The organism is Brevibacterium sp. S22, from assembly GCF_004745485.1.
Lineage (GTDB): Bacteria > Actinomycetota > Actinomycetes > Actinomycetales > Brevibacteriaceae > Brevibacterium.
On sequence record NZ_RHFG01000031.1, the window covers coordinates 1 to 25,778 of the forward strand.

The following is a 25,778-nucleotide window of genomic DNA, read 5'->3' on the forward strand; positions in this document are numbered from 1 at the left end:
TTAACCGTTCCGATCCCGGTAGCTAAGCCCATTCGCGCTGATGGTACTGCAACTTGGTGGTTGTGGGAGAGTAAGTGACTGCCGCAATAATTTTTTGAGGAAGGGTTCCATCCCGACTGGTGAAAGCTGGTCGGCGTGGAACCCCTTTCTGCTATTCACGGATGGATACGATGACGACGATTGAGATGCTGCAGAGCGAGATCACGCAGCACGGCCGAGTGGAATTCCGTTTCGGACGCACCAAACAGTTCCTTCGGTCTGCCGGTTCAGCGCTCCGCCTGCGCCGTGCCGATTCGCATGGGCCGCAGGTGATCGTCAGCGACGACGGCATCTGGGCCGATACTCCAGACTTTCCTGACTCAGTCGTGCCATGGGCCCGCATTCTCGAAGTTCACCTCACCAAGGTCAACGTGAGCTCGTACATCGATGTCAGCATCCGTTCCGCCGACAGCCCCGGACGCCGGCGGACGCTTCTTCGGATGCCTCATATGCTCGCGGTCGATCCAGAAGTGCTTGCCAAGTGGCTCGTCATGGAACTGATGGTGCGCGGCAACCCCATCTGACGAACCGCCTATACGGTGAACAGGGCTCAGCGACCTTGGTCGTCTTCTGCAAACCCCAGTGCTTGTCGAAGGCTGTGCAGCATGTCACGATGAAACTGTCCGCTGCGCCGGATGCAATTGCCTAGCGACATCCGAACAGACAGCAAGGGGAGAGACCGCATGAACGCATCAACCATCATCTGGATCGTCGTCGCCATCGTCGTCGTCCTGATTATCGTGGGAATCATCATTGCCGTTGGACGTAGAGCTGCCGCAAGGAAGCGTGAACGTCAGCGAGAGGAAGCCGCACAGCTTCGACAGCAGGCGACTGAATCCGAACACGAGGTGCGTGCTCGTGAGGCCGAAGCCGAGAAGCAACGCGCTGATGCCAAACTGGCCAAAGCCGAAGCGGACGCTCGTGCCGCAGAAGCGGAACGTCAGGCAGCCGACGCCGAAAAACTCGACTCTAAAGCAGTCGAGCGTGAAGAAGCTGTGAAGGCGGAACGTCTCGAACACGAACGCAAACTGCAGCGTGCTGACGAGCTCGACCCAGATGGGCCGCAGAACGACGGAGACTCCCGCCATGTTGCCGACAGCCCGGACGATGATACGCCAGAGGCGGGTACTCAGCACGACCCGCGGACGGATCCCTTCGACGACGGTGACACCGGCGCTCCTAAACACTGACAGGTCTTCCTTGTTCCGCATATGAAACGGTGCCCGAACTGCAAACGGTTCGGGCACCGTGCTTCGTTTCCGGACTTCCGGTCGACGCAGACGATCGGGCCGAAAGGCGGGGTGGGCCGCCTCGGCGAGGCGTCTCAAACGCACCGGACGTTTCGGAGTCGTGACAACTGCTTCTGTCGCTATCGGGTTATGCTTCTGTAGTCTGGACGGCAAGATCCCTACGGAAGGTACGCCATGCTCGAGAGAATGCACGACGCACTGAGACTCCGCACCAACCCGGCCATCTTCTTCTCCTCAGCGGCCGTGATCATCATTTTCGTCCTTGGGACGATCTTCTTCACCGACGCCCTCGATGCCGGCGTCTCTGTCGCCTCCGACTGGCTGCTTACGAACCTCGGATGGTTCTACATCCTCGGTGTCACCGTCTTCGTCGGCTTCCTCATCTATGTCGCCGCCTCCCGCTATGGACGGGTGAAACTCGGCCCCGATGACGAACCGCCGGAGCACTCCGACGGTGCCTGGTTCGCCATGCTCTTCGCCGCCGGCATCGGCTCGATCCTCATGTTCTGGGGTGTGGCCGAACCCGTCAGTCACTTCGGCGACCCACCCCGCGAATCCCTCGGGATCGAAGCGGGCACGGCCGCCGCTGCGGCCGACGCCATGAACTTCACGTACTACCACTTCACCCTGCACACATGGGCGATCTTCACCCTGCCCGCGCTGTGCTTCGCGTACTTCATCCACAAACGGAATCTTCCGCCGCGTGTGAGCTCGATCTTCCAGCCCATCCTCGGGGAGCGTATCCACGGACCCATCGGCAAGACGATCGACGTTGTGGCTATCATCGGCACTGTCTTCGGCATCGCCGTCTCGATCGGTCTGGGCACACTGCAGATCAACGGCGGCCTCGCTCAGGTGCTCGGCATCCCCGAGAACGCCCTTTGGCAGCTGATCATCATCGGTGTCGTCTGCGGGTTGGCCACGATCTCGGTTTCGCTCGGTCTGGATAAGGGCATCAAGGTCCTGTCGAACATCAACATCGTCATGGCGGTGCTGCTGCTTGTCTTCATCGTCGTCTTCGGTCCGACCCTATTCATGGCCAAGGGCGTCTTCGAGTCCTTCGGCTCCTATATCCAACAGCTGCCCGAACTCGCGCTGTGGAATGACACGTTCGCCAACACCGGCTGGCAGAATACGTGGACGGTCTTCTACTGGGCATGGACGATCACCTGGTCGCCGTTCGTCGGAATCTTCATCTCCCGCATCTCCCGCGGACGAACCATCCGCCAGTTCGTCGTCGGGGTGCTCGCTGTTCCCGCTGCCTTCTCGATACTGTGGTTCGGCATCTTCGGCTATGCCTCCTTCGACATCGAGTTCAACCAGGGTGGGGGACTGGTCGACCGAGTCGTCGATCAGGGAGACATCCCGGGTGCGCTGTTCGCGTTCCTCGACCACTATCCGCTGGCCGGGCCGATATCGGTGATCGCGATCGTCCTCGTAGTGATCTTCTTCGTCACATCGGTGGACTCCGCCGCGCTCGTCGTCGACACGATGAACAACGGTCACGAAGACTTCAACCCGCTGCCGCAGCGGATCTTCTGGGCACTGGCCGTCGCCGTCGTGACCGCCGCGCTGCTGGTGTTCTCCGGTTCCGGCGGCCTCGAAGCACTGCAGTCGACGATCATCCTCGTCGGCCTGCCGTTCTTCATCATCGCCTACTTCCAGATCTACGCCCTCATGCGCGCCCTGCGCGAGGACGCCGGCATACTGCCGCGTGTGCGCATGCGCCGCTGGAAGAAGGTTCTGCCGCCCGAAGAAGTCGAACGCCGTCAAGGCGGAGACGAACAGTTCGGTCACGAATACGACGAGCACGAGGAAGTCGTCACCGAACCTGAAGCAGTCGAACCGGCACCGGAGTTCCGTGACCCCTATATCGAATCACCCCGTCACAAGGGTCGACGCGAGGGGACACTGGCCAGTCGCACGGGAAGCCGTTCGGGCAGCTCGAGCCAAGGCAAGGGCGAGGACTCGGACTGAAGCTGGCTGATGTTCAGACTTTTGAGTACTGGTACGACTACGGGGCGGCGGGCAGATGCAAAAAGTCGCCACCCCAGTCGTTACCGCAATAGTGTCATTGGAGCGTCGCGAATGAGCCGAAGACATTGGAAGTTCGGATTCAAATTGATGAACGACAGAAAGCCATGTTTGTATCGGTGCGTGGTTGCTTCCCAATATCCGACAACCCAACAGTCGCGGCTACTCATTAAGTTGCAACTATGCAGATTGGAATGTTAGTTTTCCGCGGTACCCGAGGTCTCTCAAAATCTCGTGACAACTACTAGCAATCGCGGTATCCTCTGGCTGTTGTCCACTTTTGCCGTAGCAATAGTTGATCCACTCACTGTTCTGATCTGTATGTGAGATTATTGCGTTGACGTAATCAAAATCAGCTTCGCCATACGAAAACCCATACGACGATATACTTTTCAAGCTATGATCTGAGCCAAGGAAAGCATGGATTAGGTCGACTCGAGGGCGTTTAATTAGTTGATCAATCAATTGTCTGTGCGCTTGTATTCTGACCGAATAGCTGATGCCGTAGTTTCCGCCTTGGTCCGTCGGCGTTACTCCCTCGGGGCACCCGAAGTAGGGCCCGCTCTCGGAGTCGGACGTTCCGTGGATATGCAGTATCTGGGAGTCAGGAACGCCGAAGTGTCTTTGGAGCGTAGTAGTGTAGTTAAAGGTTATGAAGGCTTGTGCTCTGTGAATCAATTGAGCAATGCTAAACGGTTTATGCTGGGGAGGTTGCGGGCTGACTTCTTTGCGTACCCATTCGCAGAACATTTGGGACAGTAGGCTAGTAAAGGTCTCACCGTATTCGGTTCCTTCAGTTGTGAGTTGATCCATCTCGCTAAGGTCTCCAGCGTCGAGGTATTCGAGCTCAGAGACATATGACGGCAGATTGACGCTGGCCAGGGCTGTTTCAAAATCTGACCAGTCTGTCTCAGTGATCTCCTCTATTTGCTGATAGATATTCTGAAGTGAGGAGTCGCCGAGTTGATTGGACCTTTCGGCTTCATTCAGAAAGTATTCTCGAAAGTTCATGTATCGAGAGTCTATGCCAACTGCGAGATCCAGCCCATTTCCAATTACTGCAAGATGCTCAATATGATGCGGTTTTGGTGTTGGTAGTAGCTGCCATATTTGGTTTTGCAGGTACTCTTCTGCATCTAATGGGTACGACATGTGGCTACCTTTCGCTGAGGCGGATTTCTGCAAGTCAACTATTACATCAATGGGGCGGGAAGAACAACAAGTTCTTCCCGCCCCATTGATGTGTATAAGAGGGATTACGTGGCGACTTTGGGGTCAAACATAACTATCGTAGTGATCACTGACCGGACTTGATCATCTCCGCGCACTTCTCACCCATCATCATCACGGTGATGTTCGGGTTGACCGTGGTGATCTCCGGCATCGCCGAAGCGTCGACGACGCGCAGCCGGTTGACGCCCTTGACCCGCAGCTGGGGATCCAAGGGCGACTGAGCATCATCGGCGGCACCCATCCGGGTCGTGCCCACTGGATGGTAGACGGTGTTGTGCGTCCGCGAGATGTAGTCGGCGATCTGCTCGTCGGTTTGGACGTCCTTGCCGGGGAACAGCTCTTCGCCGGCCCACTCTGACATTGAGTCCTGCGAGATGATCTCGCGGGCCTTCTTGATGCCGGCGACCATGACGCGCATGTCGTGGCCTTCGGGATCGGTGAAGTAGCGCGGATCGACCTTCGGCTTGTCCCGGAAATCCTTCGACCGCAGGCGCACGGTTCCCCGCGAACGCGCATGCGTGACGTTCGGGGTCAGGCAGAAGGTGTTCTCCGAGGTCGGGTATCCCTGACGCAGCGTGTGCATGTCGAACGGCACCGAACCGTAGTGCATCATGAGGTCGGGACGGTCAAGGCCCTCCTCGGTGGGGGAGAAGATGCCGATCTCCCACCACTGGGTCGAATCCTCGACCATGGGCTTCTTGGCCTCCCAGGAGATGACACCCTCGGGGTGGTCCTGCAGGTGCTCACCGACTCCCGGCGAATCCACGCGGACGTCGATGCCCACCTCGGCGAGGTGATCCTTCGGCCCGATGCCCGAGAGCATGAGCAGCTGCGGGGTGTTGATCGCACCCGAGGAGACGATGACTTCGCGCTTCGCCTCGATCCGGTTGGTCTTGCCGAAGGCATTGTTGACCACGTGCACGGCGGTGCAGTTGTCGTTCTCATCGAACTCGAGCTCCTTGGCATGAGTGTCGGTGAGGATCGTGAGGTTCTCACGGTCGAGGATCGGATGCAGGTAGGACACCGAGGAGGACGAACGGGTGCCGTCGGCCTTGCGGTTGACCTGGAAGAAGTTCGCTCCGTTGATGACGGTCTCACCCTCGTTGAACTGCACACGGGGGATTCCGGCTTCCTCGCAGGCGTCGAGGAGAGCGACGCCGCAGGGGTCGACCGCCGGCACGTTCATCAGGCTCACGGGTCCGTCGTGACCGTGGTGGTCTCCGGGCAGCTCGTTGTTCTCGAGCTTCTTGTACAGACCGAAGGTGTCCTTCGAACCCCAACCGGCGGCACCGTACTTCGACTCCCAGTCGTCAAGGTCCTCACGAGGGGCCCAGAAGGCGATGCAGGAGTTGTGCGAGGAGCAGCCGCCGAGCACCTTCGCACGGGCATGACGCATGTGCGAGTTGCCGTTCTCCTGCTCTTCGATCGGGTAGTCCCAGTCGAAACCGGACTCGAGGAGCTCCATCCAACGGTTGAGTCGCAAGATGACGTCCTCACCGACGTCGGTCGGGCCGGCCTCGAGCAGGCCGACGCTGACCTTGGGGTCTTCGCTCAGGCGGGCAGCCACCGCCGCACCTGCAGAGCCGCCGCCAACGACGACGTAGTCAAAACTATGAGTTGTCTCCACTGTCCATCTCTCCTTCATCTGCGGTGATCGTCACATTGCGGTGATCGTCGGCAACGCTCTGATCGTCGCCGACGACCTCACGGTCACTTGGTGTGGTCGGGGAACCAACCGGTGACTGCCGGTTCGAGGTTCTGGTAGATGTGCTTGGCTTCCTGGTACTCGGCCAGACCCGTGGGCCCGAGCTCGCGACCGAAACCGGACTGTTTGTAACCGCCCCATTCGGCCTGCGGCAGGTAGGGGTGGAAGTCGTTGATCCAGATGGTGCCGTGGCGCAGGCGCTGAGCGACCAGCTGGGTCTTGCCCGCATCTTGGCTCCACACGGCTCCGGCCAGTCCGTAGTAGGTGTCGTTGGCGATCTCGACGGCTTCGTCAACCGTGGAGAAGGTCTCGACGGTGACGACAGGACCGAAGGCCTCATCGGAGACGACGGACATTCCGCGCTTGACCTGGTCGAGCACGGTGGGCAGGTAGTAGAAGCCGTCGGCCAGATCACCTTCACCGAACTTGCCGCCGCAGCGCAGACGCGCACCTTCGGCGACACCCTTCTCGACATAGGCATGCACCTTGTCGCGGTGGGCCTTCGAGATCAGGGGGCCGGTCTCGGCGTTGTCATCGAAGGGACCGCCGAGGCGGATCTGCTCGGCACGCTCGACGAGGCGGTTGACGAATTCCTCGGCAATGGATTCCTCGACGATGAGTCGGGCACCGGCCGAGCACACCTGACCGGAGTGGACGAAAGCGCCGTTGAGCGCGTTGTCCAGGGCCGCGTCGAAGTCGGCATCGGCGAAGATGACGTTCGGGTTCTTGCCGCCGAGCTCGAGGGCGATCTTCTTGATCGTGTCGGCGGCGTTGCGCGCCAGCAGACGACCGGTGACCAGTCCACCGGTGAACGAGACCATGTCGATGTCCTCATGAGTCGACAGCGGGGCACCGGCATCGGCACCCGCGCCGAGGATGAGGTTGCCGACTCCGGCCGGCAGACCGAGCTCTTCGAGCACCTGCATGGTGAGGATCGCGGTGTGCGGGGTCAGCTCGGCAGGCTTGAGGACGAAGGTGTTGCCGGCGGCGATGGCCGGGGCGATCTTCCAGGCAGCCTGCAGCAGCGGGTAGTTCCACGGAGTGATGAGCGCGCAGACGCCGACGGGTTCGTGCACGATCTTGCTGGCCACGGTGTCGGTGCCGGCATCGACGACGCGACCGGCATCGTTTCCGGACAGCTTGCCGAAGTAGTCGAAGCAGTTCGCGATGTCGTCCATGTCGATCTGCGATTCGACGAAGCGCTTGCCGGTGTCCAGGGACTCGGCACGTGCGAATTCGTCCTTGCGCTCACGCAGGGTGGCGGCGAACTTCAGCAGCAGGTCGCCGCGTTCGCTGGCGGGAACGGAGGACCAGACGCCGGAGTCGAAGGCACGGCGGGCGGCCTTGATGGCCAGCTCGGTGTCTGCGGGGCTGGCCTCGTCCACCTCGGCGACAAAGCTGCCGTCGGCTGGGTTATGGATCTTCCGGGTTCCACCGTTGACGGCTGAAACCCACTGTCCGTCGATGAAGAGTGTGTTTGGCACGATTTCTCCTTTTCCTAGCGGGTGAACGACTGTGTGATCTGACGCGCGGCCGCGGCAGTGGAACATGCGGCGTCACTGTGACGCATACCGGTTGAGAATCTGCCATCTGAGCTGTCAGGCAAACCGTTTCGGCCGCGTCGATTCAGATACATCCGGGCAACACGATATGCGAAGTCTGGGGCCGGATGCGCAATCCGATGATGCTGGTCACAAAGACAAGTGAATTTGATCATCGCCTGATGGGGGACTGCAGCCGACACTGGTGTGCCGTCTTTCGGCAAAGACACAGTGGCCCCCGATGGCGGCGGGGCGAGGGTAGGACCAGAAATTCTGCTCGTGGAGTCGCGGAGACGTCCGTCTTCCGCACAATGAGCTTCCACGTCAGATGTCATTCATCCCCTGGTGTTGAGGCGGCGCAGATATTCGCTGCCGCCGAACCTATTCGATTGCCGTCGGCCGTTCCACTGGATTCGCCACGATTCTAACAGAGCGCTGAGGCGTTGACCTGGGCACAGACTCACGGAATGGCGGGCACAGCCATCGGCGGAATCGGCGCGCTGACGTGTTCCCGCCCACAAGGCAGGCCAGCGGTGAGTGGACTAGAATAGAGCGGAACATCGAAGAGACTTCATAGGGAGAATCGTGGCCCAAGGGGATTCGCGAGACAGCCAGGACAACCGCCGCGCAGATGGCGGTCACCGCTCAGATCGCGACAACAATCGGAACCGTCGACCGGATAACCGGGACGGCCGCGGGCCACGCCAGTCCGACCGCCGAGGCGGCTACCAGGGCAACCGTCGCGACGATGACCGTCGCGGCGGTTACCAAGGCAATCGGCGAGACGACGATCGGCGAGGTGGTTACCAAGGCAACCGTCGCGACGACGATCGGCGAGGTGGTTACCAAGGTAACCGTCGTAGCGACGATGATCGTCGGGGCGGTTTCAACCGCGATCGCAGGAACGATGATAACCGGCGAGGCGGTTACCAGGGGAACCGTCGTGATGATGACCGGCGGGGCGGTTACCAGGGCAATCGTCGTGATGATGACCGTCGTGGCGGATACCGCGGCAACCGCGGCGACAACGATGATCGCCGAGGCGGCTACGGCCAGAACCGTCGGAACGACGATGATCGTCGTGGTGGTTTCAATCGGGATCGTCGTGAAGGTGATGACCGCCGCGGTGGGTACCAGGGGAACCGTCGCAACGATGATGACCGTCGTGGTGGGTACCAGGGCAATCGCCGTGATGACGACCGTCGCGGAGGATACCGGGGCAACAACGACGATCGCCGAGGCGGCTACCAGGGCAAGCGCCGCGATGACGACCGCCACAGCGACCGCGGTGGACGCGGTCGCGGAGGATACGGTCGCAACGAGAACGACCGCCGTGCACCACGCAAGACCGATACCGGGGAATACGCACGCGAACAGCGCGCCCGGCGCCCGCGTATTCAGGAACCTGAGATCCCCGAAGGCGTCACCGGCCGCGAGCTCGACAAAGAGATCTCCTCGCAGCTGCGGTCCCTCGACAAAGAGAACGCCGGCATGGTCGCCAAGCACCTCGTCGCCGCAGGCGGGCTGCTCGACCTCGACCCGGAACGCGCCCACGAACACGCCAAAGCCGCGATGGCCCGCGCCGGCCGTGTCGCCGTCGTTCGGGAGGCACTCGGCATCGCCGCGTACTACGTGGAGCAGTACGACGAAGCTGTCCGCGAACTGCGCACCCACCGTCGCATCTCCGGCTCGAACGACAACATTGCGCTGATCGCCGACGCCGAACGCGGCCGCGGCAAGCCCGAGAAGGCCCTTGAACTGCTGCAGAACATCGAGGACCTCGACGTCGACAATGACACCCGCACCGAGCTCGTCATCGTTGCGGCCGGAGCCAAGTCCGACCTCGACGACATCGCCGGTGCGCGTCGACTCATTGAGGCCGAGGACTTCACTCAGAAGCCCAGCGGCGGACTCGTCCGTCTCATGGCCGCCTACGCCGAGGTGCTGCGCATCGACGGCGAAGCCGAACTCGCTGACAAATACGAAGAGCTCTCCCGCCGGACCGCGAAAGCGACCGGCACCCTCTTCGGGGATGAAGAACCGGACCTCAACGCCGGAGTCGAAATCGAGACCGTCGAAGAGATCGAGGACGAGCCCGAAGCTCCCGCGGCCGACGGTGAGGTTCGCGAAGCAGAGGGTTCCGAAGCCGACGACGAGACATCTGACGGTGACGCAGCAGAGACTGAGGCTGCAGAGTCTGAGACCGCGGAAGCTGCGGGAGACTCGGCAAGCGACGCCGATGCCGTGTCCGACACATCTGCCGCGGCACCGAAATCGAAGACCCACGTCTCGGCGAAGGAACTGAAGTCGGTCAAGGTCACCGACGACGAGATCGAAGCCGAACTCGACGAGCTCCTCGCCGACGCCGGCTCTGACGCCAGTTCCGACGCCGGCTCCGAAGCACCAGTTGACGCTCAAACAGCCGAAACAACAGCCGCCGAGGCCGACGGAGACCAGTGACACTCGCCGCCGAACAGGAGCACATAGCAGATGGAGCCGCGTCCGAATCATCGGGCGTGCCCATCGACTGCGTCCTGTTCGACCTCGACGGTGTGGTCTACCACGGCAGCCACGCCATCGACGGTGCCGCCGACGGCATCAACTGGCTCCACTCCCAGTCGATCCCCGTCAACTACGTCACGAACAACGCCACCCGCACAGCCGTTGCCACCGCCGAGAAGATCACCGGAATGGGTGTCGACGCCTCAGCTGACGAAGTGACCACCTCGGCGCAGGTGCTCGCCGAACGCCTGGCCGAACGATTCGGACCCGGCGCACGCGTCCACCTGCTCGGCACGATCGGACTGCGCACCGCCCTGACAGACGCCGGACTCGAAATCACGGACTCGCCGGACGCGAACCCCGTCGCCGTCGCCCAAGGACTCGACCCGGAGATCGACTACGCGAAGATCGTCCGCACCTGCGACATCATCCGCTCCGGTGCCGAATGGTGGGCGAGCAACCCCGACTTCTCCCTCCTCACGGAGACAGGGAAAGTCCCCGGCAACGGTGCCTTCGTCGACCTCATCTCCCGCCTGACCGACACCACCCCCGTCATCGTGGGCAAACCCGCCCCGCACATGATGGACTTCGCGGCCGGCCGCCTCGGTGCACGTCGCCCGCTCATGGTCGGCGACCGCCTCAACACCGACATCGAAGGCGGTTGCGCCGCCGGAATCGACACCGCACTCGTGCTCACCGGAATCCACGACATCCACGATGCCCTGCGGGCGGGACCGGAGAGCCGACCGACCTTCATCCTTTCGAATCTGCGCGGCCTCCAAGCGCTCATCACCGGCACCGACCGTGGCGAATCGGCCCGAATCGAAGCCGAACTCCGCCGTGGATGGGCGGCCATCGATGCGGGGGAGACCGACGCCGAGGCGATTCTGGCCGAAGGACGCCTGCCCTGTCGGATCGGGGAAGACTCATGAGCGAAACTCCAGAACCGACCGGACCGAATCCGACGGCGAACCCCGGGCCGACTCCCGCCTCGGTGAGCGGGGACGTGCCGGTCGAAGCCTGGCGGGCCAGCCTCGCCGAAGCCAAAGAGGCACCGGCCGCGCAGCGCCACGAACATCTGAACTCCCTGCTGGGCGACCTCGACGCGCAGGTGGGTTCCTTGTGAGCAGACTCGACCGGGCACTCGTCGACCGCGGGCTGGTGAACTCCCGTTCCCGCGCCGCCCGCGAAATCGCCGCCGGTCGTGTCAGCATCAACGGCCACACTTCCGCGAAAGCCTCCCACGACGTGACCGACACCGACGAACTCACCGTCACTGCACCCGACCCCTGGGTCGCCCGCAGCGCCCACAAACTCCTCGGCGCCCTCGACGCCTTTGGGCTCACCACTTCAGGCACGACCGCCGACCCAAGCCCCTTCGCCGGGCTGACCGCCCTCGACGCGGGAGCCTCCACCGGCGGCTTCACCCAGGTCCTGCTCCACCACGGTGTGAGCGACGTCTGGGCCGTCGACGTCGGCCACGACCAACTCGCGCCCGTCCTCCGCGACGACCCGCGCGTGCACGTCCGGGAAGGACTCAACCTCCGCGAACTGGCCGACTCCGACGTACCCACCGTCGACCTCGTCGTCGCCGACGTGTCCTTCATCTCCCTGCGCCTGCTCATCGGCCCGCTGCTGGCCGCCACCGCCGCAGCCGGCGATCTCCTCCTCATGGTCAAACCCCAGTTCGAACTGGCACGCGCCTCCCTGGACAAGCACGGAGTCGTCACCAGCCGGGACGGCCGCCGCCGCGCCATCGACTCCGTCCTCGACGCCGTGAACGACCACGACGCCCGCGTCACCGACATCGCACCCTCCTCATTGCCCGGCCCCAGCGGCAACCGTGAGTACTTCCTGCGTGTTCGACCAGGCCGAACACATGATCAGTCCGATAGGCTCGACCAAGCAGACATCCCCGCCCACCTGGACGAAATGATGAGAGGAGAGTCGTGACCAGACACATCATGGTGCTGCTGCACCCCCAACGTGATGAGTCGGCCGTGGCCGCTGTCAGCGTATGCAAGGCCCTCCTCGACGACGGAGTCACCCCCGTCGTCCTCTCCGATGAGATCGTCGGCATCCGCGCCCGCCAGGCCGAAGCCGTCGACGACGAGAACATCCTTCACCACTGCACCATCATCGACCCCTCCGAACTGGGGGAGTGGAAGGACGCCTGCGAACTCGTCATCGTCTTGGGCGGAGACGGCACGATCCTGCGCGCCGCCGAACGCTTCCACGGCTCCGGCGCCCCGCTCATGGGCGTCAACTTAGGCCATGTCGGCTTCCTCGCCGAAAGCGAGAAGGAAGACCTCGCCGAGGCGGTCCACCGTGCCTCCCAACGCGACTACTCCGTCGAGGAACGACTCGCCCTCGACGTGTCCGTATGGCACGAAGGCGAGAACATCTTCAACGCCTGGGCACTGAACGAGGCGACCATCGAGAAGACCTCGAAATCCCGGATGATCGATGTCGTCCTCGGCGTCGACGCCCGCCCCGTGTCCTCCTTCGGCTGCGACGGCGTCATCCTCGCCACCCCCACCGGCTCCACCGCCTACTCGTTCTCCGCCGGCGGACCCATCGTCTGGCCCGAGGTCGAGGCGCTCATCCTCGTCCCGATCTCCGCCCACGCCCTGTTCTCCAAACCGCTCGTCGTCAACCCGACCTCCCGCCTCGGCGTGGAGATCTCACCGCGGAACCCCGAATTCTCCGCCGTGCTGTGGTGCGACGGCCGCCGCGCCCTCGAACTGCCGTCCGGGGCCCGCGTCGAAGCCACCCGCTCGAAGTCACCGATCAGACTCGCCCGCCTCCACACCGGCCCTTTCACCGACCGACTCGTCGCGAAGTTCCGCCTGCCCGTCTCCGGCTGGCGAGGACCGATCAAGGAGGCCTGAATGATCTCCGAACTGCGCATCTCCCACCTCGGCGTCATTGCCGAAGCCGCCGTCGAACTCGACACCGGCTTCACCGTCGTCACCGGTGAGACCGGTGCGGGAAAGACCATGTTCGTCTCCGCCCTGTCGCTGCTCATGGGCCGCAAGGTCGGTTCCGGAGTCGTGCGCAAGGGTGCGGAGAAGGCCGAAGTCGAAGGCATCTTCACCGGAGTCGCCGGGCCCGTGCGCGAGCGCATCATTGATGCCGGCGGCAGCGCCGACGACGAAGCCATCATCTCCCGCACCGTGGCGCGCAAGGGCAGAGCACGGGCCACTGCGGGCGGACGCACGGTGCCGATCTCCGTGCTCACCGACATCTCCGCCGACCTCATCACTCTCCACGGCCAGTCCGAACAGCTGCGCCTCAAAGGCCCCGCCCAACAGCGTCACCTCCTCGACGCCGCGGGCGGGCCGGCGCTGACCGAGGTGGCCGACCGCTACCGTGCCGCCTTCGAGAACTGGCGCGAGACCGAAGCCCGCGTCACCCGCATCAAGGACTCCACCGCAGCACGGCGCGAACGCATCCTGTGGCTGCGCGGCTGCCTGGAGACCATCGACAAGGTCCGCCCCGAACCCGGCGAAGACGAGACCCTGGCCGCGCAGGCGGCGAAACTCGGTTCCGCCGCCGAGATCACCCGCGCCGTCGGTGCCGCCCACGACCTGCTGCTCGGCTCGGAGATCGACGATGCGGGAGCCGCCGTCGACCTCGTCCATCAGGCCATCAGCACGATCGCCGATGTCGAGAGTTCGGACAAGGAACTCGTCACCACCCGCGAGGCCCTGAACGACGCCGTGCTGCGGTTGTCCGACTCCGCTGCCGAACTGTCGAGCTACCTCTCTGGCTTCGACGAACTCGGAGAGACCTCACTGGAGGAGACCGAAGCCCGCCGCGCCGAACTCGGCACGTTGGCCCCCTACGGCCAGGACGTGACCGAAGTGCTTGACTTCGAAACCCGATCGGCGGCCGAACTGGCCGAACTCGAGGCCGAGGACCGCGACCTCGACGGACTCGACGCCGAACTCATTGAGGCCCGCGAGACCATGGAGGCGGCCGCCTCGGCGCTCACCGAGATCCGCCGTGCCACCGCAGACGAATTCTCCGCAGCGGTCAGCGAAGAACTCGCCGCCCTGTCGATGCCGAAGGCGTCAGTCGCCTTCGAGATCACCGAACGCGAACCCACCACCCACGGGGCCGACGAGGTCCGGCTGACGTTCGCCGCCCACGAATCCTCCATCCCCGACGATATTGCGAAGATCGCCAGCGGTGGCGAACTCTCCCGCGTCATGCTCGCCATCGAAGTCGTCAGAGCCGCCAGCGAATCCATCCCCACCTACGTCTTCGACGAAGTCGATGCCGGCGTGGGCGGCAAAGCGGCCGTGGAGATCGGCCGCCGGCTGGCCAAACTCGCCCGGGGCGCCCAGGTCATCGTCGTCACCCACCTGCCGCAGGTCGCCGCCTGGGCGGACACCCACGTGACCATCGTCAAGGACGATGACGCCGAGACCGTGCGCTCGGGAGTGCAGGAACTGGACGATGAGGAACGCGTCGTCGAACTCTCCCGCATGCTGGCGGGCATGGACGACTCCGCCTCGGCGAAGGCCCACGCAGCCGAACTCCTCGACAATGCGCGGCAGGTCAAGGACTTGGGCGTTGGGGCCACATGAGAGAATGGGCGGACCATGAAAGTGCGTAGACACCGCGAGAACCTCACCGCACCGACCCGGTCCGGTCCCGCTCCTGCCCGCCTGGACCGACGCACAAAGAATCTGACGAAACGCCTCCAAGCAGGCGACATCGCCATCATCAAACACTCCGACATCGACCGCATCTCCGCCGAAGCCCTCGTCGCCTGTCGACCGGCCGCAGTGATCAACGCCGACAAATCGATCTCCGGTCGCTACCCGAACCTCGGCCCGAGCATCATCGTCGAGGCCGGCATCCCCCTCCTCGACGCCGCCGGGGCAGAGATCTTCGACACCGTCGACGAAGAGGCCGAGATCTCCATCGAGGGCGCGACCGTCTACCTCGACGACACCGAGGTGGCCACGGGAGTCCTGCAGACGGCCGAGACGATCGCCACAGACATGCACGCCGCCGAAGCCGGAATGAACTCCGTGCTCGTGGACTTCATCGACAACACGATCGAATACATCCGCAAGGACTCCGACCTGCTCTCGGCCGAACTCGTCGTGCCCGAAGTGAAGACCAAGTTCACCGACCGGCATGTGCTCATCGTCGTCCGCGGGTACCACTACAAGGAGGACCTGGCGATTCTGGCCTCCTATATCCGCGAATACCGGCCGCTGCTCATCGGTGTCGACGGCGGAGCCGACGCCATCATCGAAGCCGGCTACCGACCCGACATGATCGTCGGGGATATGGACTCCGTATCCGACACCGCACTGACCTCGGGAGCCGAGATCGTCGTCCACGCCTACCGGGACGGCACCGCCCCGGGCACCGAACGGGTCGAATCCCTCGGTGTCGAATGTGTGGCCTTCGCGGCCTCGGGCACCAGCGAAGACATCGCCATGCTGCTCGCCGATGACAAAGGCGCCGAACTCATCGTCGCCGTCGGCACCCACGACACCGTCATGGAGTTCCTCGACAAGGGTCGCAAAGGTATGGCCTCGACCTTCATCACCCGTCTGCGCGTGGGTTCGAAGCTCATCGACGCCAAGGGCGTATCCCTGCTCTACCGACAGCGCATCTCCAGCCTGCAGCTGGCCGTGCTCATCATCTCAGGCCTCGTCGCCCTCGGTGTGGCGATGACCGCGACCTCGGCCGGACAGACCTTCCTCGGCCTCATCGCCGCCCAACTCGACGGCCTCTTCGGCTGGATCGGCTCCCTGTTCGGCGGCGACCCCGCAGCATCGACCGACTCCGCCGGCCTCATCCAAGGACTGACCCCGTGATTGACTTCCGCTACCACCTCGTCTCCCTCGTCTCGGTGTTCCTCGCCCTCGCCGTCGGCATCGTCCTCGGCGCGGGACCGCTGAAGGAGCCGATCGGGGAATCCCTGCAGTCTCAGGTCGACGCCCTGCGCTCGGACCGTGACAACCTGCGCTCGGATCTCGACGCGGCCAAAGGCAATATCGACAAGCAGAACGAATTCGTCACCGCCGCAGCCCCGGAACTCATCGACGGCATCCTCGACGGGCAGGAAGTGAGCATCATCGCCGGCCCGGACGCGGACTCCGAACAGGTCGAAGAGGTCAGCAACCGGGTCAAGGAGGCCGACGGCACCATCGCCGGCGATGTGTCGTTCGTGCCGAACACGCTCAGCCTCGACGATTCTGACCAGTTCCTCAAGAAGCTGCGCACCCTCGTGCCGAACCTGCCGAAGGACGATTCGACAGCGATCCGCGCTGCCCTCGTCATCGCCCTGACCGGTGATGCCTCGATGCTCGAAGACGAGGACGACCAGGCCGATGCGGAGAAGCAGTCGACGAAACTCTACGACGCCTTCGTCGAATCCGACCGTCTGCGCACCGACACCGACCACAAGACGACCTCGCTGTTCATCGTCATCGACGATGAGAACTCGACACTGGCCGAGGACACTGAGCCCAGCCCGCAGGCCACCGACGACAAGGGCACCCGGACCCTCGTCACCGACTTCGTCACCGCACTCACCGCTGAAGCCACCTCGGTGGTCGTCGCCGGTGACGCCGCTTCGGCACAGAACGGACTCGTCAATGTGCTGCGGACGGAGAAATCCCGCGCCAGCACCGTCGACGGACTCGCCCTCGGTGCCGGCCCCGTCATCACCGTGCGCGCACTGGCCGCCGGGGAGGCAGGAAGCCACGGGCACTTCGGATTCGCCGAGGACGCCGAAGGCATCCTGCCGGGCAAAACCGAAGAGCAGACGTCCGATGAGTCGAAGAAGGAGGACCCGCAATGATCCGCTCCATCGTCAGCACCGCCGTCGCCGGACTCGCCGGCTTCACCGTGACGAAAGCCGTGCTGAGATCGCGGCTGCGCACTCATCAACGCGTGGTGCGCACCAACCACGCCGGGCACGAGGTCTCACTCGCCGAAGGCCCCGCCGTCGCTGCCGGACTGCTGGCCGGCAGCCTGCTCATCGAGGACTCCCGCCAGCGGACGGCGACCCTGCTGGCCACGGCGATATCCGGCGGCCTCGGCGCCGTCGACGACTTCTGTGAATCCGGTTCCTCCAAAGGACTGCGCGGGCACTTGTCGGCACTGGCTCGCGGTGAGATCACCACCGGGGCCGTCAAGGTCACCGGCATCCCGCTCGCATCGATCGCGGCCGCCGCAATCCTGCGCAGCCGCACCCACCCGACCGGACTCTTCGGCTTCGGCCAGAAGGTCGGCCGCCCTTGGTATGCGGTCACTGCCGATGTCATCGTCGCCGGGGGAGTGATCGCCGGATCGGCGAACCTGTTCAACCTCCTCGACCTCCGGCCCGGCCGGGCGCTCAAGGCCGGAGCGCTCACTCTGGCGTTCACCGAGCACGAGCGCCGCGTTTCGTGGGCGCCGGCCGGGGCGATCGCCGGAGTCACCGCCGCCGCGTGGCCCGACGACCTCGCCGGTGATGCGATGCTCGGCGACACCGGCGCCAACGCCCTGGGTGCGGCGATCGGTGTGGTCCTCGCCGAAACCGCCAGCCCCGCACAGCGTCGACTCATCCTCGCCGTCCTCGCCGGACTCACCCTGGCCAGCGAGAAGGTGTCCTTCACCTCCGTCATCGAATCGACCCCCGGCCTGCGGGAGATCGACTCGTTCGGCCGCGAGGTCGTGTGAGCAAGCTCGTTCGAGTCCTCGCCTCCACGGCGCTGCTCGTATCGATCATCACCCTGCTGACCCGACTGGTCGGATTCCTCCGCTGGTTGGTGTTCTCACCGACCGTCGGCGCCGGCACCGTCGGCACCGCCTACCAGAGTGCGAACCAGGTCCCGAACATCCTCTTCGAGGTCGTCGCCGGCGGGGCGCTGGCCGGAGCGGTCATCCCGCTGCTCGCGATCCCGCTGGCCCGCTCGGACCGCGCCACTGCCGGCCGGACAGCGTCCGGACTGCTGACCTGGGCGGTGTCGGTGACGCTGCCGCTGTCGATCCTGCTCGCCGTCTTCGCCGAACCCATCGCGAGTCTCCTCGTCGACGTGGAGTCCACCGATTCGGAGGTCCACGCGACCGCGAAGCTGCTGCTGATGTTCTCCCCGCAGCTCGTCCTCTACGGAATCGGCGCGGTGCTCACCGGTGTCCTGCAGGCCCACCGGAAGTTCCTCTGGCCGGCCTTCGCCCCGCTGCTGTCCAGCCTCGTCGTCATCGGCTGCTATATCGCCTATTCATCTGTCGGCGGCAATGACGACACGTGGCAGACTCACCTCGGCTGGCTGGGATGGGGCACCACCCTCGGCGTCGCCGCACTCGCCCTGCCCTTGGCACTGCCGATGTCCTCGACTGGTCTCAGGCTGCGCCCCACCTTCTCCTTCCCTCCCGGAGTCGCTCACCGAGCCCTCCGCCTGGCCGGAGCCGGAATGGCAGCCCTGCTGGCACAGCAGGCGGCCGTGCTGGCCACACTGACCCTGTCGAACCATTCGGGCGGCAAAGGCACTTTCGTCCTCTTCAGCTACATCAACGCCGTCTACCTCCTTCCCTATGCCGTGCTCGCCGTGCCGGTGGCCACCGTGATGTTCCCGACCCTGTCGACCTGGGTGGGACGGTCCACCGACACCGAGGCGAACGAGCACGACCGTGCCGACGCCGGGTTGAGACTGCGCGCTGTGACGTCGACGACGACCGCGCTCATCCTCACCATCGGCGGACTCGGGGCCGTCATCCTGCTCTCTGCCGCCGCACCGCTGCAGACCTTCTTCACCGCGATCGACGCAGCCAAGGACGTCGCCTCCATCCCCTTCGACTCGATGGCCGGCGCAATCATGGTCATGGCCCTGGCCGTGCCGGGCTGGTCGTTCGTCGCCTGGGGCACCCGCGTGTTCTACGCAGTGGAGCGCTCCCGCCATTCGGCGGCGGCCACGACCACCGGGTGGATCCTCGTCATCGTCGGCATGATCGCCGCCATCCTCATCACGGACGCAGACGGGGACCCCGGACTGACCCTGGTCGCGATCTGCTGCGGCTACGTGCTCGGCATGAGCGTGGCCGGCGGTGCCCTGCTCGTCTCCATCCGTCGGGTGCTCGGGCCCTCCGGCCTCGCCCTGGTCGGTCGTCGCGGTCTGCTCGCACTCGGCGCCGCCGTCGTCGCCGGAGCCGCCGGCATCGTCACCTCGCAGTGGCTCGGCGGGCTGCTCGACAACTCCGCGAGTTCGGCGGTCATCGCCGGAGTCATCGCCGCACTGCTCGGCTGTGTGGTGTTCGGAGTCATCGTCCTCGTCATCGACCGCGGGTTCCTCAGCGAGATCCGCGGTCTGCTCGCCGACCGCAACCGAGCCGGCGTCAATGATGAGACGACAACACAGGCGGCCGTGGCGAACCCGGCAGCCTCCACCGCCGTCGACACCGACAGCGCCATTGACGCAGACCGCATCACCGACACAGACATCGGCACCACTGACGCGGGCAGCAGCACCACCGACTCCGGCGGCAGACCCAGCAGAGACCACGGATCCAGAGACACCGACAGGGAGGAAGACTCATGAGGATCGTCTTCGTCATCGGCACCTCCACCGGGGGAGTCGGCACCCATGTGCACGCACTCGCCCGTGACCTCGCCGCCGCCGGGCACGAGGTCGGCGTCATCGGCCCCGCCGCCACCGACGAACACTTCGGCTTCTCCCTGCTGCCCAGAGTCCGGTTCGGCGTGCTCGAGCTCGGCACCGGCATCGGGGCCTCCGACGCGGCCCTCATTCGGCGACAGCGCATACTGCTGCGCAGCTTCGCTCCGGACATCGTCCACGCCCACGGCTTCCGGGCCGGACTCATCACCCTGCTGACCCTGCGCACCGTCAGGGCCCGACCGGAATTCGTCCTCAGCCTCCACAATCAAGCCAGCGGGCAGGGACTGCGCGGCAAGGTCGAAGCCCGTGTCGAGACGATGCTCGCCCGTGGGGCCGACCTCGTCCTCGGTGCCAGTTCCGACCTCGTCGACCGGGCCCGCGAACTCGGTGCGCACGACGCTCGTTTCCTTCCGGCCGCGGCACCGCACGTCGAGCAGATCCCCGCCGAGGCGGCCGCCGCCACCCGAGCCGAGCTCGCCGCCGAGTACGGCTTCGACGAGGGTGCACTCATCGTTCTCGCCGTCGGACGCGTGGCACCGCAGAAGAACTACCCGATGCTCATCCGCGCCATCGGCCGCCTCGGTGAAGAGCGGGCATCACCTGCGAGCGGACGTGCCGACGAAGCGAGCCATCCCGCCCAGGTGGTCGTCCTCATCGCCGGTGCCGCCGACGAATCGGTGCTCGCTCAGCTGCAGGCACAGTACGAGTCGCTGCGCACACAGCGCGGTTCGGACAGTGCCCAGCGAGATTCGGACGGTGCACAACGTGATTCGGGCAGCGCCCAGCGCGGTTCGGGCAGCGCCCAATACGCCGAGGCCGCGGCCGCCTCGGCGATTCCGGCCCTGCATTTCCTCGGACCGCGTGACGACATCGCCGAACTCGCGGCCGCCGCGGACATCTACGCGCTCACCAGTGTGTGGGAAGCCCGCGCCCTCGTACTCCAGGAGGCGCTCATCTCCGGCAGAGCGATCGTGGCCACCGCCACCGGCGGCACCGCCGAACTCGTCGGCGACGCTGGGATTCTCATCGACCATGACGATGACGCCGCCTTCGCAGCCGCCGTCGCCGAACTCGCCGTCGATCCCGCCCGCCGCGCCGAACTCGGCCGGCGAGCGGCAGCGCGCGGAGCCGAGCTTCCCGACGAGAAGGAAGTCGCTGAAGAACTCGCAGGTCTTTACACGGAACTCGGGTCTGCCCAGGTAGGCTAGAACCAGCGTCGAACGAAAGAAGAGGATGAGGAAATGAGCGAATCCGGCGAGGTCAACCCACTGAGCGCAGACACGAGGATTCTGCACGTGCTCGCCGATACCACCGGTCCCGTCGTCGAAGTGGCGAAGCTCGCCGTGCTCGGTCACCTCCGGGCCGGCTTCAAGGTCGCTGTCGCCGCGCACCGGTCACTGCTGGGCACCTTCGGTGTTCCGGAGGAACTCTCCGGCGAATTCCGTGAGATCGAGCTCGCGGCACGCAGACGCTTCTCGATGGCCGACCCGAACACCGCCTTCACTCTTCACAAGTACTACCAGCACGTGGACATCGTCCACGCACACGGACTGCACGCGGCGACGCTCGCCGGCCTGGCCTTCACCGGCCTGCCCGTCCGCCTGCACCCCAAGCTCGTCGCCACCATCGAATCCTTCGACTCCGCGAACGTCATCGAGAAGACCGGAGCCGAGATCGTCGGCCGCACCGCGACCGCGGTGCTCGGCACGACCGAACCCGTCGTCGACTACTACGGCGGCCGGATCCCCGTCGTCGAACGCGCCGAACTCGTCCACCCGGACATCGACGTCGACCTGACGGTGCGCACACCGCGCGCCGAGGTCCGCAGCGAACTCGGCGTCTCTCAAGGCACCTGGATGGTCGCCAGCCCCATCGCCCTGCGTGACCACACGGCCCTGGCGACGGTGCTCGACGCCGCCGACCAGATCAACCAGCGCCGCCGCGAGCGCAACGTCGTCTTCGTCCTCACCGGCACCGGCAAGGACCGCTCGACGATCTCCCGCGAATTCGCCGACCGCGGAGTCCTCGTCGCTCCGGCCGGCGACCTCGTCGATGTGGCGGCCGCCGCCGACGTCGTCATCGCCAGCGAAACCATGACGGGACTGTCCCACGAAGACCTCATGCAGCTGTCGAAGCCGGCCGTCTTCATCGGCAGCGAACGCCGCGCCGGCATCTGGGGAGAGGCTGCGAAGGCCGTTCCCGCCGATGACACGGACGCGCTGCTGCGTGAGATCAATCATCTTCTCGATGATCCGGCCGGCCGCGGAACGTCGGCTGTGGCAGCAAAGAAGCGGGTCATCGACGTGAGCAACGGGGCGGCGATCTCCGAAACGCTGCTCGATCTGTACGCCGAGGTCGACGCCGTCTCCGGTTCATGAGCCGGTCTTTGATAGAATCAAATCCCGTGGTGAATCGAACTGGCCCAGGCGGCACACATACGGCAAAGCACATCTTCGTCACGGGAGGCGTCGCCTCCTCGTTGGGCAAGGGTCTGACGGCATCGAGCCTCGGACATCTGCTCACTCAGCGCGGCCTCACGGTGGCCATGCAGAAATTGGATCCCTACCTCAATGTGGATCCCGGCACGATGAATCCCTTCCAGCACGGTGAGGTCTTCGTCACCGAGGACGGTGCTGAGACCGACCTCGACATCGGCCACTACGAGCGCTTCCTCGACAACGACCTCGACGGTGCCGCGAACGTCACGACCGGTCAGGTGTACTCCTCGGTCATCGCGAAGGAACGCCGCGGTGCCTACCTCGGCGACACCGTCCAGGTCATCCCGCACATCACCGATGAGATCAAGGCGCGGATGCGCGCTCAGGCCGAACGCCCCGAGGCGGACCGCCCCGATGTCATCATCACCGAGATCGGCGGCACCGTCGGCGATATCGAATCACAGCCCTTCCTCGAGGCGGCCCGCCAGGTCCGCCACGACATCGGGCGGGACAACGTGTTCTTCATCCATGTCTCCCTTGTGCCCTACCTCGGGCCCTCCGGTGAGCTGAAGACGAAGCCGACCCAGCACTCCGTGGCCACTCTGCGCTCCATCGGCATCCAGCCCGATGCGATCGTGCTGCGTTCCGACCGTGAGCTGCCGGACTCGATCCGGGCGAAGATCGCCGGTGCCTGCGACGTCGAGACCGAAGCGGTCGTGTCCTGCGTCGATGCCCCGAGCATCTACGACATCCCGAAGGTCCTCCACGACGGCGGCCTCGACGTATTCGTCATCCGCAACCTCAACCTGCCCTTCCGCGACGTCGACTGGACGAAGTGGGACTGGGTGCTCGAACGCGTGCACAACCCGTCCCGGGAAGTCACGATCGGCATCGTCGGCAAGTACATCGACCTGCCCGACGCCTACCTCTCCGTCACCGAGGCGCTGCGCCACGGCGGCTTCGCCAACGACGCGAAGGTCACGATCAAGTGGATCCAGTCCGATGACTGCGCCACCGAGGCCGGGGCCGCTGCGGCTCTGGACGGTCTCGACGCGATCTGTGTGCCCGGCGGCTTCGGCATCCGCGGCATCGAAGGCAAGCTCGGCGCACTCGAATACACGCGCACGCACCAGATCCCGACGCTCGGTCTGTGCCTGGGTCTGCAGTGCATGGTCATCGAATACGCACGCAATGTCGCCGGCATCGAGGCGGCCTCGTCGTCCGAATTCGACCCCGAGACCACGGTTCCGGTCATCGCGACCATGGCCGAACAGCTCTCCATCGTCGAAGGCGAAGGCGATCTGGGCGGCACCATGCGCCTGGGCACCTACGAGGCGAAGCTCGCCGAGGGCAGCGTCGTGGCCGGCGTGTACGGGGCGGACACGATCAGCGAACGTCACCGTCACCGCTACGAGGTCAACAACACCTACCGCGACCAGCTCGCCGAGGCGGGACTCGAGTTCTCCGGAACATCGCCCAACGGTGAGCTCGTCGAATTCGTGGAACTGCCTCGCGACACCCACCCGTTCTACGTCTCCACTCAGGCGCACCCGGAGCTGAAGTCACGTCCGACCTCACCGCATCCGCTGTTCGCCGGTCTGGTCGCCGCCGCACTCGAGCGAAAGTGACCGTTGTCCATGAGCACAGTGAATGCCGCCGGCGAGAACGCCGGCGGCATTCGCCGTTCCACCACCGCCGAGATCTGAGAGGCAGCCGATGAGCACACCGCAAGAGCCGATCCTGCAGGACGAACCGTTCACACCGACCATCACCGCCTCCGACATCGTCTACCGCGGAGCGGTCTGGGACATCCGCAAGGAGACCTTCGACCTGCCCGAAGCGAGCGGGCTCGTCCGCGACCTCATGGACCACACGGGCGCCGTCGGCATCGCCGTGGTCGATGACCAGCAGCGGATGCTCCTCGTCCAGCAGTACCGACACCCGGTCGGGGCCCGCCTGTGGGAGGTCCCCGCCGGTCTGCTCGACGTGCCCGGCGAACCGCTGCTCGAGGCGGCCCGACGTGAGCTGCGCGAAGAGGCCGACCTCACCGCCGGTGACTGGCAGGTGCTCTCCGACTCCTGCCTCAGCCCCGGCGGCAGCTCGGAGACCATGCGCCTCTACCTCGCCCGCGACCTCACCGTCGTTCCCGAGGCCCAGCGCCACGAACGCAGCGAAGAGGAAGCCGGATTCCGTTTCCGGTGGGTCAGCCTCGGCGAGGCTCTCACCGCTGTCTCCGAAGGCCGGGTCACGAACGTCATCGCCCAGATGGCGATTCTTCAGACCGCCCGAGTCCTCGACGCCGAAGCCTCAGGGACACCGGTGCGACTGCGCGAGACCGATGCGCCGAGGCGGCTGGTCGACGGCCGTCCCGATTTCGGTCGGAGCGTGACGGTCGAGTCGACGGAGGACTGATCTGCCGTGGCTCGGCACGGCGCCGAACTGCTGCCGGAGAACCTGCCGGAGGATCTGCGGCGCGCAGTCGAGTCCTATCTGTCCTCCCTGCGGTTCGAGAGGGGACTGTCGATGAATTCCATCGACGCCTACGCTCGTGACCTCGCCCGGTACGGAACGTGGCTGGCCGAGGCGGGGGTGAGCCGCCTCGGCGAGGTCGATCGGCAGCAGGTGGAGAGCTACGGCCTCCACCTGCTCGATTCGGGACTGGCGCCGCGGACTCGGGCACGCGCTCTCGTCGCGGTGCGACGTTTCCACACCTTCGCGTTGGGGGAGAGCCTCGCGTCCACGGACCCCGCCTCAGAGGTCAGCCCACCCCAGGAGGGACTGCGCCTGCCCAAGGCCCTGGCGCTCGACGATATCGAAGCGATGATCGCGACCACGGACGGGGAAGAGCCGGTGCAGATCCGAGCCGCCGCCCTTCTCGAGCTCCTCTACGCCACGGGTGCACGCATCTCCGAAGCAGTGGGGGTCGACCTCGATGATCTCGACCTCGACTCCGGACTCGTCCGGCTCTACGGAAAGGGTGGGAAGGAGCGGATCGTGCCGGTCGGATCCCACGCTGCCCGAGCGCTGGGCGCGTGGGTGGCCCGGGTGCGACCGTCGATGGCCGCGAAGGCGAAATCCTCGGCCCCGGCCGGGGCACTGTTCCTCAACGCCCGCGGAACCCGGCTGTCCCGAGTCTCGGCATGGCAGATCGTCAAGGACGCCGGCGAGGCGGCGAAGATCGACGCAGAGGTCTCTCCACACACGTTCCGGCACTCCTTCGCCACTCATCTGCTCGAAGGCGGAGCGGACATCCGCGTTGTCCAGGAGCTGCTCGGACACGCATCGGTGACGACGACGCAGATCTATACGAAGGTCAGTGAGGAGACACTGCGGGAAGTGTACGCGACCTCGCACCCTCGGGCGCGGTAGGGTTGGATGCAGAGCAACGAAAGGTGGCCATCCGA

The 25,778-nt window shown here is 64.9% G+C and carries 22 protein-coding genes; 17 read left to right on the top strand and 5 right to left on the bottom strand.

The window, feature by feature from the left end; translation table 11 throughout:
• The first annotated feature begins 170 nt into the window (after nt 1-170).
• A complete protein-coding gene (locus EB835_RS17635; protein WP_135810759.1) occupies nt 171-563 on the top strand; it encodes a hypothetical protein in 393 nt (130 codons plus the stop codon).
• 168 nt (nt 564-731) lie between these two features.
• Here EB835_RS17635 and EB835_RS20335 read toward each other — a convergent pair whose 3' ends face one another.
• A complete protein-coding gene (locus EB835_RS20335) occupies nt 732-1,286 on the bottom strand; it encodes a hypothetical protein (protein WP_168216779.1) in 555 nt (184 codons plus the stop codon).
• A gap of 177 nt (nt 1,287-1,463) precedes the next feature.
• Here EB835_RS20335 and EB835_RS17645 point away from each other — a divergent pair, with 177 nt between their 5' ends.
• Nucleotides 1,464-3,266: a BCCT family transporter gene (locus EB835_RS17645; protein ID WP_135810760.1), complete on the top strand. Its 1,803-nt coding sequence runs from the start codon at nt 1,464-1,466 to the stop codon at nt 3,264-3,266.
• A 237-nt stretch (nt 3,267-3,503) separates the two neighbouring features.
• On the opposite strand, the gene EB835_RS17650 is transcribed toward EB835_RS17645, so the two are convergent.
• The 4 genes from EB835_RS17650 to EB835_RS17665 form a co-directional block, all read right to left on the bottom strand.
• Nucleotides 3,504-4,475 carry an AbiH family protein gene (locus EB835_RS17650; RefSeq protein WP_135810761.1) on the bottom strand — a complete coding sequence of 324 codons (972 nt, stop codon included), beginning with the start codon at nt 4,473-4,475 and terminating at the stop codon, nt 3,504-3,506.
• A 145-nt stretch (nt 4,476-4,620) separates the two neighbouring features.
• Nucleotides 4,621-6,201, bottom strand: coding sequence for a GMC family oxidoreductase (locus EB835_RS17655; RefSeq protein ID WP_135810762.1), 1,581 nt, complete (start codon nt 6,199-6,201; stop codon nt 4,621-4,623).
• Nucleotides 6,202-6,266: 65 nt separating this feature from the next.
• Entirely contained in the window at nt 6,267-7,745 is a 1,479-nt protein-coding gene (locus tag EB835_RS17660; protein WP_135810763.1) for an aldehyde dehydrogenase family protein, read from the bottom strand.
• 702 nt (nt 7,746-8,447) lie between these two features.
• The gene (locus EB835_RS17665; RefSeq protein WP_135810764.1) at nt 8,448-9,356 is read right to left on the bottom strand and encodes a hypothetical protein; all 909 of its coding nucleotides are present in this window, start codon (nt 9,354-9,356) and stop codon (nt 8,448-8,450) included.
• Here EB835_RS17665 and EB835_RS17670 point away from each other — a divergent pair.
• From EB835_RS17670 to xerD, 15 genes are all read left to right on the top strand, one after another.
• Complete coding sequence (locus EB835_RS17670; protein WP_240688832.1) at nt 9,294-10,262, top strand: hypothetical protein; 969 nt, start codon at nt 9,294-9,296, stop codon at nt 10,260-10,262. The genes EB835_RS17665 and EB835_RS17670 overlap by 63 nt on opposite strands.
• On the top strand, nt 10,259-11,236 hold the full coding sequence (locus EB835_RS17675) for an HAD-IIA family hydrolase (protein WP_240688833.1): 978 nt from the start codon (nt 10,259-10,261) through the stop codon (nt 11,234-11,236). The genes EB835_RS17670 and EB835_RS17675 overlap by 4 nt, the downstream gene beginning before the upstream one ends.
• Nucleotides 11,233-11,430, top strand: a complete 198-nt coding sequence (locus tag EB835_RS17680) for a hypothetical protein (protein WP_135810765.1) — start codon at nt 11,233-11,235, stop codon at nt 11,428-11,430. The genes EB835_RS17675 and EB835_RS17680 overlap by 4 nt, the downstream gene beginning before the upstream one ends.
• Nucleotides 11,427-12,257 (top strand): TlyA family RNA methyltransferase, encoded by an 831-nt coding sequence (locus tag EB835_RS17685; RefSeq protein ID WP_135810766.1) that lies wholly within the window; start codon nt 11,427-11,429, stop codon nt 12,255-12,257. Before EB835_RS17680 ends, EB835_RS17685 begins: the two co-directional genes overlap by 4 nt.
• Entirely contained in the window at nt 12,254-13,195 is a 942-nt protein-coding gene (locus EB835_RS17690; RefSeq protein WP_135810767.1) for an NAD kinase, read from the top strand. The genes EB835_RS17685 and EB835_RS17690 overlap by 4 nt, the downstream gene beginning before the upstream one ends.
• A complete protein-coding gene (gene recN, locus EB835_RS17695) occupies nt 13,196-14,899 on the top strand; it encodes a DNA repair protein RecN (protein WP_135810768.1) in 1,704 nt (567 codons plus the stop codon). It abuts the gene before it with no gap.
• Nucleotides 14,900-14,914: 15 nt separating this feature from the next.
• Entirely contained in the window at nt 14,915-16,150 is a 1,236-nt protein-coding gene (gene steA / locus EB835_RS17700; protein WP_135810769.1) for a putative cytokinetic ring protein SteA, read from the top strand.
• Nucleotides 16,147-17,139: a copper transporter gene (locus tag EB835_RS17705; RefSeq protein WP_135810770.1), complete on the top strand. Its 993-nt coding sequence runs from the start codon at nt 16,147-16,149 to the stop codon at nt 17,137-17,139. Before steA ends, EB835_RS17705 begins: the two co-directional genes overlap by 4 nt.
• A complete protein-coding gene (locus EB835_RS17710) occupies nt 17,136-18,002 on the top strand; it encodes a hypothetical protein (protein WP_135810771.1) in 867 nt (288 codons plus the stop codon). The genes EB835_RS17705 and EB835_RS17710 overlap by 4 nt, the downstream gene beginning before the upstream one ends.
• Nucleotides 17,999-19,858 carry a murein biosynthesis integral membrane protein MurJ gene (locus tag EB835_RS17715; protein WP_135810772.1) on the top strand — a complete coding sequence of 620 codons (1,860 nt, stop codon included), beginning with the start codon at nt 17,999-18,001 and terminating at the stop codon, nt 19,856-19,858. The genes EB835_RS17710 and EB835_RS17715 overlap by 4 nt, the downstream gene beginning before the upstream one ends.
• A complete protein-coding gene (locus EB835_RS17720) occupies nt 19,855-21,144 on the top strand; it encodes a glycosyltransferase family 4 protein (protein WP_135810773.1) in 1,290 nt (429 codons plus the stop codon). Before EB835_RS17715 ends, EB835_RS17720 begins: the two co-directional genes overlap by 4 nt.
• 33 nt (nt 21,145-21,177) lie before the next feature.
• Nucleotides 21,178-22,314, top strand: coding sequence for a glycosyltransferase (locus EB835_RS17725; protein WP_135810774.1), 1,137 nt, complete (start codon nt 21,178-21,180; stop codon nt 22,312-22,314).
• Nucleotides 22,311-24,002 (top strand): CTP synthase, encoded by a 1,692-nt coding sequence (locus EB835_RS17730; protein ID WP_135810775.1) that lies wholly within the window; start codon nt 22,311-22,313, stop codon nt 24,000-24,002. The genes EB835_RS17725 and EB835_RS17730 overlap by 4 nt, the downstream gene beginning before the upstream one ends.
• An 88-nt stretch (nt 24,003-24,090) precedes the next feature.
• Nucleotides 24,091-24,786, top strand: a complete 696-nt coding sequence (locus EB835_RS17735; protein WP_135810776.1) for an NUDIX domain-containing protein — start codon at nt 24,091-24,093, stop codon at nt 24,784-24,786.
• 6 nt (nt 24,787-24,792) lie between these two features.
• The gene (gene xerD, locus EB835_RS17740) at nt 24,793-25,743 is read left to right on the top strand and encodes a site-specific tyrosine recombinase XerD (protein ID WP_135810777.1); all 951 of its coding nucleotides are present in this window, start codon (nt 24,793-24,795) and stop codon (nt 25,741-25,743) included.
• Nucleotides 25,744-25,778 lie beyond the last annotated feature (35 nt).

Excerpts from the sequence above, each read along its gene's own strand:
- steA (WP_135810769.1), top strand. The coding sequence starts at position 14,915 with ATGAAAGTGCGTAGACACCGCGAGAACCTCACCGCACCGACCCGGTCC.
- EB835_RS17650 (WP_135810761.1), bottom strand. The coding sequence starts at position 4,475 with ATGTCGTACCCATTAGATGCAGAAGAGTACCTGCAAAACCAAATATGG.
- EB835_RS17725 (WP_135810774.1), top strand. The coding sequence starts at position 21,178 with ATGAGCGAATCCGGCGAGGTCAACCCACTGAGCGCAGACACGAGGATT.
- EB835_RS17735 (WP_135810776.1), top strand. The coding sequence starts at position 24,091 with ATGAGCACACCGCAAGAGCCGATCCTGCAGGACGAACCGTTCACACCG.
- EB835_RS17710 (WP_135810771.1), top strand. The coding sequence starts at position 17,136 with ATGATCCGCTCCATCGTCAGCACCGCCGTCGCCGGACTCGCCGGCTTC.
- EB835_RS17655 (WP_135810762.1), bottom strand. The coding sequence starts at position 6,201 with ATGAAGGAGAGATGGACAGTGGAGACAACTCATAGTTTTGACTACGTC.
- EB835_RS17645 (WP_135810760.1), top strand. The coding sequence starts at position 1,464 with ATGCTCGAGAGAATGCACGACGCACTGAGACTCCGCACCAACCCGGCC.
- EB835_RS17730 (WP_135810775.1), top strand. The coding sequence starts at position 22,311 with ATGAGCCGGTCTTTGATAGAATCAAATCCCGTGGTGAATCGAACTGGC.
- EB835_RS17670 (WP_240688832.1), top strand. The coding sequence starts at position 9,294 with ATGGTCGCCAAGCACCTCGTCGCCGCAGGCGGGCTGCTCGACCTCGAC.
- EB835_RS17680 (WP_135810765.1), top strand. The coding sequence starts at position 11,233 with ATGAGCGAAACTCCAGAACCGACCGGACCGAATCCGACGGCGAACCCC.
- recN (WP_135810768.1), top strand. The coding sequence starts at position 13,196 with ATGATCTCCGAACTGCGCATCTCCCACCTCGGCGTCATTGCCGAAGCC.
- EB835_RS17720 (WP_135810773.1), top strand. The coding sequence starts at position 19,855 with ATGAGGATCGTCTTCGTCATCGGCACCTCCACCGGGGGAGTCGGCACC.
- EB835_RS17635 (WP_135810759.1), top strand. The coding sequence starts at position 171 with ATGACGACGATTGAGATGCTGCAGAGCGAGATCACGCAGCACGGCCGA.